Annotated in this window: 1 protein-coding gene; it reads left to right on the top strand. The window is 79.7% G+C overall.

From position 1 onward, the window contains the following. A partial coding sequence (locus KUM32_RS40275; RefSeq protein ID WP_217146656.1) for a polyketide synthase dehydratase domain-containing protein occupies positions 1-798 on the top strand: 798 nt, incomplete at both ends.

The following is a 798-nucleotide window of genomic DNA, read 5'->3' as shown; positions in this document are numbered from 1 at the left end:
GGTCGCGCTCGACGCGGCGGACGAGGCGGCCGGCTTCGGGCTGCACCCGGCCGTCCTGGACGCCGCGCTGCACCCGATCGGCCTGGGCGGACTGCTGCGCACCAGCGGCCAGTCGGTGCTGCCGTTCGCGTGGAGCGGCGTCGAGCTGTACGCGGCGGGTGCCGCGACGGTGCGGGTACGGCTCACGCCGTCCGGGGCCGACGCGGTGAGCGTGACCGTCGCGGACGCCACCGGCGCCCCGGTGGCCACCGTCGACTCGCTCGTGCTGCGCCCCGTCTCGGCGGGCGCGCTGCGCGAGGCGCACGCCGAGGTGCGCGACGCCCTGTTCCGCGTGGACTGGGTGCCGGCGCCGGCGAGCGAAGCGCGCGAACCGGGCCGGGTCGCGATCCTCGGCCAGGACGCGCCGAGCCTCGCCGAGCTGCCCGCCGACCTGCCCGACGTGGTGGTCGCGCCGGTGCCGCTCACCGAGGACGCACGGGCCGCCGTGACCGGCACCCTCGACCTGGTCCGCGCCTGGCTGGCCGACGACCGGTTCGCCGACGCCACGCTGGCCGTCGTCACCCGGCACGGCCTGCTCGCGCACGCCGCGGCGGCCGGCCTGGTCCGCTCCGCGCAGTCGGAGAACCCGGGCCGCCTGCTGCTCGTCGAGGTGGCCGAGAAGCCCGACACCGAGGGCACGGCCCAGCCGGTCGCGGCCGACGCCGCCGCCCCGTCCCTCGACGGCGACCCCGCCACCCTCGCCCCGCTGCCGGCCGCCGGCCTCGCCGCGGCGCTGGCCAGCGGCGAACCCCACACGCG

This window comes from Streptomyces sp. AC627_RSS907 (assembly GCF_019049165.1).
Note: the sequence above shows the minus strand (reverse complement) of the source record. Positions and strands in the feature narration are given on the sequence as shown.